Source organism: Brasilonema octagenarum UFV-OR1 (assembly GCF_963888615.1).
Taxonomy (GTDB): Bacteria; Cyanobacteriota; Cyanobacteriia; order Cyanobacteriales; family Nostocaceae; genus Brasilonema; species Brasilonema sennae.
Map to the genome: position 1 here is coordinate 1 of NZ_CAWPKW010000156.1, position 8,103 is coordinate 8,103.

The window sequence follows — 8,103 nt, forward strand, 5'->3', positions numbered from 1 at the left end:
CGTCCGCCAAGAAATAAATTTCTTGGCTCAAAGTCTAAGTCCGTTAAAACGGACTCTTGTTAGTTTTTCAGGAGGCACTGCGTTGGTCAACCAATTACAGCACACCCCGCAATATTCTTTGACAGCGCGGGATTTTTATTATCACTTAATTTATAAATTTTTGTAAATAATTGGTAAAGTTTGCATAAAACTTGTCCGCTGAACCTGAGAAGTCAGTAGATATTACTTTGACGAACAGAAAATGTGGTTTACTCAAAAAAGAGTGCAACTGCAAAGCAGTGCTAGGGGGTGTCGCTTGTTAAGGATGAATACTCTTGTGTGCAGGTTCTTCTTGAGGTTAGGGATTGCTCCTTGGTGTGCGCTTAGCGCAGCCGTGTTGCTTCCACTCGCATTTTCTACAGATTCTACTCTCGCTCAAGAACTCAAACCCGTGGCTGATAGGACTTTAGGAGCAGAAAGTTCTGTAGTTACACCAACAAGCCCGCAAGCTGACAGAATTGATGGTGGAGCGATTCGTGGCGCTAACTTGTTTCACAGTTTTTCACAATTTAATATCGGTGAAGGACGAGAGGCGTATTTTGCTAACCCAAGCGGGATTGAGAATATTCTGAGTCGGGTGACGGGGAGTGATGCTTCAAGGATTTTTGGGAAACTGGGCGTTTTGGGTAATGCTAATCTGTTTTTGATTAATCCGAATGGGATTATTTTTGGGAGAAATGCCAGTTTGGATGTTAGAGGTTCGTTTGTAGGGACGACAGCCAATGCGATCGGGTTTGGCGAGCAAGGTTTTTTTAGTGCAACGAATCCGAATACTCCTGCACTGTTGACAGTCAATCCTTCCGCTTTACTATTTAACCAAATTCGTGCCGCATCTATCCAAAATAACTCAATAGCGGACTCCGGCTTAAATCCATCTTCAGCGTTTACAGCAACGGGTTTGCGCGTACCAGATGGCAAGAGTTTGCTGTTGGTAGGCGGTGATATCAATATGGATGGTGGAGGATTATTTGCTTTTGGTGGGCGAGTCGAGTTAGGTGGGTTAGCAAGTGTGGGAACAGTTGGGCTGAATGGGAATGGTAATAATCTGAGTTTGAGTTTTCCCGATAGTGTAGAAAAAAGCGATGTTTTTCTGAGCAATGGCGCTGTAGTATATGTTCGTGCTGGCGATGGTGGAAGTATTACGGTTAATGCGCGGAATTTAGAGATGACGGGAGAGAGTTCCCTGTCTGCAGGGATAGAGAGTGGACTGGGTTCTAATAATAGTAAGGCGAGAAATATTGATGTTAATGCCACGGTCGCAATAAAGCTTAACAATGAGAGTGAAATTGCTAATGATGTGCAAGCACAAGGAAATGGACAAGGAGGCGATGTCAATATCAGTACTAGCACGTTACAAGTTTCGGGTGGGGCACAGGTGACTGCTGCTACATTTGGTGCTGGCAAGAGTGGAAATTTGAATGTTGATGCCCAAAATGTGCAAGTGATTGGTAGAAGCGCTGATAATCGGTTTGGCAGTGCCTTGAGTGCTTCCGGACAGCGAAACTCAACAGGGGCTGCGGGAGATTTGACGATCAAAACCAATACCTTGCTAGTGCGAGATGGGGCACAAGTAGGTACTGGTACATTTGGTTCGGGCAAGGGGGGAAATTTGAGGGTTGATGCTCTTAATGTGCAACTGATTGGGACAAGCAGCGCCGATAATCGGGTTGTCAGTGCCTTGGCTTCTTCCGCAGAACCAAATTCAACAGGGGATGCAGGAGATTTGAGGATCAAAACTAATACCTTGCTAGTGCGAGATGGGGCACAGGTAATTACTGGTACATTTGGTGCAGGCAAAGGGGGAAATTTGAGTGTTGATGCCCAAGACGTGCAAGTTATTGGTAGAAGTACTGATAATCGGGGTGGCAGTGCCTTGAGTGCTTCCGCAGATCGAAATTCAACAGGGGATGCGGGAAACTTGACGATTAAAACTAATACCTTGCTAGTGCGAGATGGGGCACAGGTACTTGCTGGTACATTTGGTGCAGGCAAGGGGGGAAATTTGAGTGTTGATGCCCAAGATATGCAACTAATTGGTACAAGCCCTGATAATCGGGTTGCCAGTCTCTTGAGCGCTTCCGCAAATCGAAACTCAACAGGGAATGCGGGAAATTTAACTATTAAAACTAATACTTTACTAGTACGAAATGGGGCACAGGCAAATGCTAGTACATTTGGTGCGGGCAAAGGGGGGAATTTAAGGATTGATGCCCAAGATGTGCAAGTTATTGGTAGAAGCGCTAATAATCAGTTTGGCAGTAACTTGGGTGCTTCTGCACAGTCAAACTCAACAGGGGATGCGGGAGATCTGACGATCAAAACTAATACCTTACTAGTGCAAGATGGGGCACAGGTACTTGCTAGTACTTTGGGTAAAGGCAAGGGGGGAAATTTGAGTGTTGATGCCCAAGACGTGCAAGTTATTGGTATAAGCGCTGATAATCGGTTTGGCAGTGCTTTATTTGCTTCTGCACAGCCAAACTCAACAGGGGATGCGGGAGATTTGACGATCAAAACTAATACTTTACTAGTGCGAGATGGGGCAGGAGTAACCGTGCAGAGTTTCGGAACAGGAACCGCAGGCAACATGACATTAAATGCTCGCTCTATCCGATTAAACAACGATGCTTTACTCACCGCCAACACACAAAGCGCTAAAGTTGATCCCAACTCTGAGCAGGCGACAATTAACATCAACTCACAAGATTTAATAATGAGTCGCAATAGCAACATCATAACCAACGCCCAAGGAGAAAACGTCATCGGGGGCAACATCAATATTGACACCGATTTCCTCGTTGCTTTTGAAAATAGTGACATCAGCGCCAATTCTGCTAACTTCCGTGGTGGGAATGTGCGAATCAATGCCACTGGTATCTTTGGTACACAATTTCGGAATGCAGCTACTCCCAATAGTGATATCACTGCCACAGGGGTAAGTCCTGAGTTAAGTGGTACCGTGCAAATCGACACACCCGATATTGACCTCAACAGTGACTTAGTCAACTTGCCATCAGTACCAGTTGACACCAAACTTGCTCAAGGTTGCAACTCTCCCAACTACGCGAAAAGCAGTTTCATTATCACCGGACGCGGCGGCTTACCCCCCAACCCGAAAGACATTCTCACGCCTGATGCCGTTCAAGTGGATTGGGTAACTCTCAACCCTGAAGTAGAGAAAAACTCTAGAACAAATATTTCTACACTTCCAAATCCTACCACACCAGCCCCAATAGTAGAAGCGACTGGCTGGGTATTCGGTCCCAAGGGCGAAGTCATATTTACAGCACAAGCCCCAACACAACACCAGAGTTCTTGGCAAACACCATCAAAGTGCCATGAAAAGTAATACGCGCTTTGCATTCATGACTTATACCTCACCCCCAGCCCCTCTCCTTATTAAGGAGAGGGGTGCCAAAGGTAGTCGGGTGCACTTGTATCAAAAATTTAGTGAGATGCTACTATATATAAGTATATTTGCATTGCTGAGCTTCACTCCGAAACGCCTATATGCACAAGTTGTACCTCCTGTACAACTACCAAACGGCAATTCTTTCCAAAGCCAACAACTCCCTTCACCGCAGGATGTGCAACCACCTCCACCTTCTCCATTTCCCTCACCCAAACCGCCACAGCCACTTCCTCCACCACAAGACTTACTTCCACCGTCTCGTCCAACTCCCAACAAGAGTGAACCAATTCCTGGCAAGTTTCCTGAAACTATTATCGTTAAACGATTTGAAGTTATTGGCAGTACCGTATTCAGTCCCGAAGAGTTAGCCAAGGTACTCGCTCCCTTTACTAACAAACCTATCTCACTAACTGAAGTGTTTCAGGCTCGTACCGCCATTACAGAACTATACCTCAAAAAAGGTTACATCACTTCTGGAGCGTATCTCCCTGCTCAAACAACGCAAGATGGTGTTGTCAAAATCCAGGTAATCGAAGGTAAATTAGAAGACATCCAAGTCACAGGTACCAGACGACTCAGACGCAATTATGTACGCAGCCGACTGGTGAGAGCAACTTCGCCACCTCTCAATAGAGAACGCTTGCTAGAAGCCTTGCAACTGCTGCAACTAAACCCTTTGATTCAAAACCTGTCTGCTGAACTCACTGCTGGAACGCGTCCCGGTACAACGATACTACAAGTGCAGATACAAGAAGCAAAAAGTTTGTCGAGCCAAATTGTTTTGGATAATAGGCGATCGCCCAGTGTTGGTAGTTTCCGCCGCCGATTACAAGTGAACGAAGCTAACTTACTCGGATTTGGAGACGGTTTGAGTTTAGCTTACACCAACACCGATGGCAGCAACGCCTTTGATGGTAGCTACACGTTTCCCCTCAATCCCCAAAATGGCACTCTTTCTTTTTACTACGGTACGACATCCAGCGAAATCATTGAACGTCCTTTCAATTCCCTAGATATACAATCAGCTTCCCGCTACTACGAACTCACATTCCGCCAGCCAGTCATCCAAACTCCCACACAAGAATTTGCTCTTGGCTTTACCGCCTCTCGACGAGAAAGTGAAATTTCTTCCCGGCTGTTCCAACAAGAGGGAGTTCCCCCTAATTTACTTTCGCCTGGCGCTGATGAGGAGGGACGCACTCGCGTATCAGCATTACGATTTTTCCAAGAATGGACTTCTCGCAACAGCCGTGAAGTTATCGCCGCTCGCTCTCAATTTAACATTGGACTGGGTGCATTAGATGCGACAATTAATAGTAACCCTCCCGATAGCCGCTTTTTCTCATGGCAAGGACAAGCTCAGTGGGTACGTCTTTTGGCTCCTGACACCGTACTGTTACTTCGTGCAGATATGCAACTGGCATCAAGAGCACTTCTACCATTAGAGCAGATTGGTTTAGGTGGCTTGGATAATGTGCGCGGCTACCGTCAAGATTTCTTACTTACAGATAATGGCGCTTTTGCTTCTGCTGAAGTTCAAGTCCCAATTTTCCGGGTACGCGAGATAAATGGTGTTTTACAAATCATCCCTTTTGTTGATTTCGGTGTTGGTTGGAACAGTTCAAATAGAGACAATCCAAACCCTAACACTTTAGCATCCGTCGGTCTTGGATTACGCTGGTCACAGGGAGAGCGTTTTACTGCTCGTCTTGACTGGGGTGTTCCTTTAATCTCTGTTGATTCAAGCGAAAGAACATGGCAAGAAAACGGTCTGTATTTTTCCATACAATACAACCCTTGATGCTCTTCAAAGGTTCACGTAGAAGGTGGCTCACTCAGACTGGATTGGCACTGCTAACTGCGTTTTTATGCACAGTATTTTCACCAATATTGACAGCAGTTTTTCCTGTTACTTATACTACCCAGAGTCCAGCAAGTCACACGGTTCAAAGCGAAAACTCTGTGCAACAGGGTAAAGCACTGTATGAGGCTGGACAATTTGCTGAAGCAGTTAAAGTTTTGGAACAAGCAGCAACTGCCTTTGGAGCCAGTGGCGATAAACTCAATCAAGCGATGACTTTGAGCAATCTTTCCCTAGTGTATCAGCAACTGGGACAGTGGACTGAAGCTGAAGATGCAATTACCCAAAGTCTAAATCTCTTAAAAAATGACGACAACTCAAAACAGCGTTTTGCAATCTTCGCCCAAGCTCTAGATGTACAAGGGCGGTTACAATTGGCAAGAGGACAAACTCAAGCTGCACTTTCTACATGGCAAGAAGCCGCAAAGATTTACAAGCAAATAGGCGATGAAGCGACATTAACCCGCAACCGCATTAATACAGCTCAAGCGATGCAAGCTTTAGGGCTTTACCATCAGGCGAGCAAGACTTTAATTGAGGTTCAGCAATCTCTCATAAAGCTTCCAGACTCTCCACTTAAAGCAACAGGATTGCGTAGTCTCGGCAATATCTTGCGAATTGTTGGTGATTTAAACACATCTAGGGATGTCTTAGAGCAAAGTTTAGCTGTAGCAAAGCGGGTGCAATCTCCAATAGCGAGCGGTGAGACTTTGCTCAGTCTAGGTAACACGGCTCTTGCTCAGGGAAAAACTCAACTCACTCTGGGAAATACAACCCAAGCTGAGAAACAAACTCAAGCAGCATTAAAATACTACCAACAAGCTGCCCTTGTCGCACAACCCACAACGCGCATCCAAGCACAACTCAATCAACTTAGTTTACTTCTGGAAAATCAGCAATTTCCTGCGGCTTTGGCTTTGGCATCTCAAATTCAACCGGAAATAAGTAAGTTGTCCCCGAGCAGAACGTCAGTATATGCCCAGATTAATTATGCCCAAAGTATAACACAATTAAGACAGAAAACTAATACAGATAATCCTTCATGGCTGGATGTTGCTCAAATGTTGTCGGGTGCTGTTGGGCAGGCGCAAAGCTTAAAAGACCAACGAGCAGAATCTTATGCCCTCGGTACTTTAGGTGGGTTGTACGAAAAAACAGGGCAATTCTCTGAGGCACAAAACCTTACCAAGCAAGCCCTACTTATAGCTCAAACTCTTGAGCCTCAGGACATAGCTTATCAATGGCAATGGCAGTTGGGACGTTTACTCAAAGTCAAGGGAGATATAAAAGGAGCGACTGCAGCATACGATTCAGCATTCAAAACCCTTGAGTCTCTGCGTCGGGATTTAGTCGCCATGAATCCGGAAATTCAGTTTTCTTTCCGCGAGAGTGTGGAACCTGTCTATCGGGGGTTGGTGGATTTGCAGTTGCAAAGCAAGGGTAACGCTGAAACTATGCAATACAATCTCACGCAAGCCCGTAACGTGATTGAATCGCTTCAGCAGGCGGAACTGAACAACTTCTTCCGCTCACCCTGTGTGGAACCTAGAGTAACAATTGACACTGCACTTGGGCAGGACAAAAAAGCAGCCATCATATATCCAATTATTTTACCAGACCGTATTGAAGTTATTCTCACGTTACCTGGACAAAAAGAACTTCGTAAATATACAACGGCTATACCTCGGGAGAAAGTAGAAAGCACTGTCGCTTCTCTGCGAAAAGACTTACTACAAGTCGAACAAACTTTTCAGGTTCAGGAGCAATCTCAGGAAATTTATGATTGGTTAATTCGACCAATGTCAGGGGAGTTAACCAAGAATGAAATTAAAACCTTAGTGTTTGTACTAGATAGTGAATTGCAAAATATCCCGATGGGGGTTCTTTATGATAAACAGCAGCAGAAATATCTGATAGAAAAATATGCGATCGCTCTCACACCTGGTTTGCAACTTTTTGAACCCAAACCATTGCAAAAGGTACAGTTAAATGCTTTAACTGCTGGAGTTGGCGAACAACGCTTTGGGTTTCCGGCATTGCAAAATGTGCCACGGGAGTTAGAAGAAATCAAGTCTGAGGTTCCCAGGAGTGAAGAACTGTTAAATCAGAAGTTTACTGAAAACAACTTGCAAAACGAGCTAAAATCAGATCCTTTCTCGGTAGTTCATTTGGCGACTCATGGTGAGTTCAGTTCTGATCCAGAAAAAACTTTTATTCTTGCTTGGGATAAACTACTTAAGGTAAGGGAATTTGATAGTTTACTGCGAGTGAGTGAATCTAGTCGGTCAAGTAATATTGAATTACTTGTTCTGAGTGCGTGCAAAACAGCAGCAGGAGACAAGCGAGCAGCATTGGGATTAGCGGGAGTGGCTGTGCGGGCGGGCGCACGTAGTACACTGGCAAGTTTATGGTCAGTAGATGACCAGTCTACCGCAGATTTGATGAGCGAGTTTTATCGACAGTTAAATAATGGGGTAAGTAAAGCCGAAGCACTCCAGCTTGCTCAACTTGCCGTTTTTAAAAAGGAGAATAGTCCTTATTTTTGGGCACCTTATGTGTTGTTGGGAAATTGGTTATAACCCACATTCCGCACCCAGAACTGTCACACACTAAGGAAGCGGGTATATTTAGTACAAATGATTATCATTTTCATGGCTTGATTATTTTATTTTTTGGAAGTCCCCAAGCTCAATTTTACCATTTTTATATATAGGAATCCGGTTTGATTTGGTGAGACCAGTGCTGCAGAGAGAAGTGCCTTGCGCGGGTTCCCCGCGTTGTGGCAACTTCG

Annotated in this window: 3 protein-coding genes; all 3 read left to right on the plus strand. The window is 45.0% G+C overall.

All coding sequences use genetic code 11. The annotated features are described in order from the left end of the window. Positions 1-241 precede the first annotated feature (241 nt). The 3 genes from AC5590_RS10735 to AC5590_RS10745 all read left to right on the plus strand — a co-directional run bounded on the left by AC5590_RS10735 (position 242) and on the right by AC5590_RS10745 (position 7,891). A complete protein-coding gene (locus tag AC5590_RS10735) occupies positions 242-3,388 on the plus strand; it encodes a two-partner secretion domain-containing protein (protein WP_169268628.1) in 3,147 nt (1,048 codons plus the stop codon). A gap of 106 nt (positions 3,389-3,494) precedes the next feature. Continuing rightward, positions 3,495-5,252: a ShlB/FhaC/HecB family hemolysin secretion/activation protein gene (locus AC5590_RS10740; protein WP_169268629.1), complete on the plus strand. Its 1,758-nt coding sequence runs from the start codon at positions 3,495-3,497 to the stop codon at positions 5,250-5,252. Continuing rightward, the gene (locus tag AC5590_RS10745) at positions 5,207-7,891 is read left to right on the plus strand and encodes a CHAT domain-containing protein (RefSeq protein WP_169268630.1); all 2,685 of its coding nucleotides are present in this window, start codon (positions 5,207-5,209) and stop codon (positions 7,889-7,891) included. Before AC5590_RS10740 ends, AC5590_RS10745 begins: the two co-directional genes overlap by 46 nt. Positions 7,892-8,103 lie beyond the last annotated feature (212 nt).

Bases quoted from the DNA above. Each gene is read 5' to 3' on its own strand.
- AC5590_RS10735 (WP_169268628.1), top strand. From the start codon at position 242: ATGTGGTTTACTCAAAAAAGAGTGCAACTGCAAAGCAGTGCTAGGGGG.
- AC5590_RS10745 (WP_169268630.1), top strand. From the start codon at position 5,207: ATGGCAAGAAAACGGTCTGTATTTTTCCATACAATACAACCCTTGATG.
- AC5590_RS10740 (WP_169268629.1), top strand. From the start codon at position 3,495: ATGCTACTATATATAAGTATATTTGCATTGCTGAGCTTCACTCCGAAA.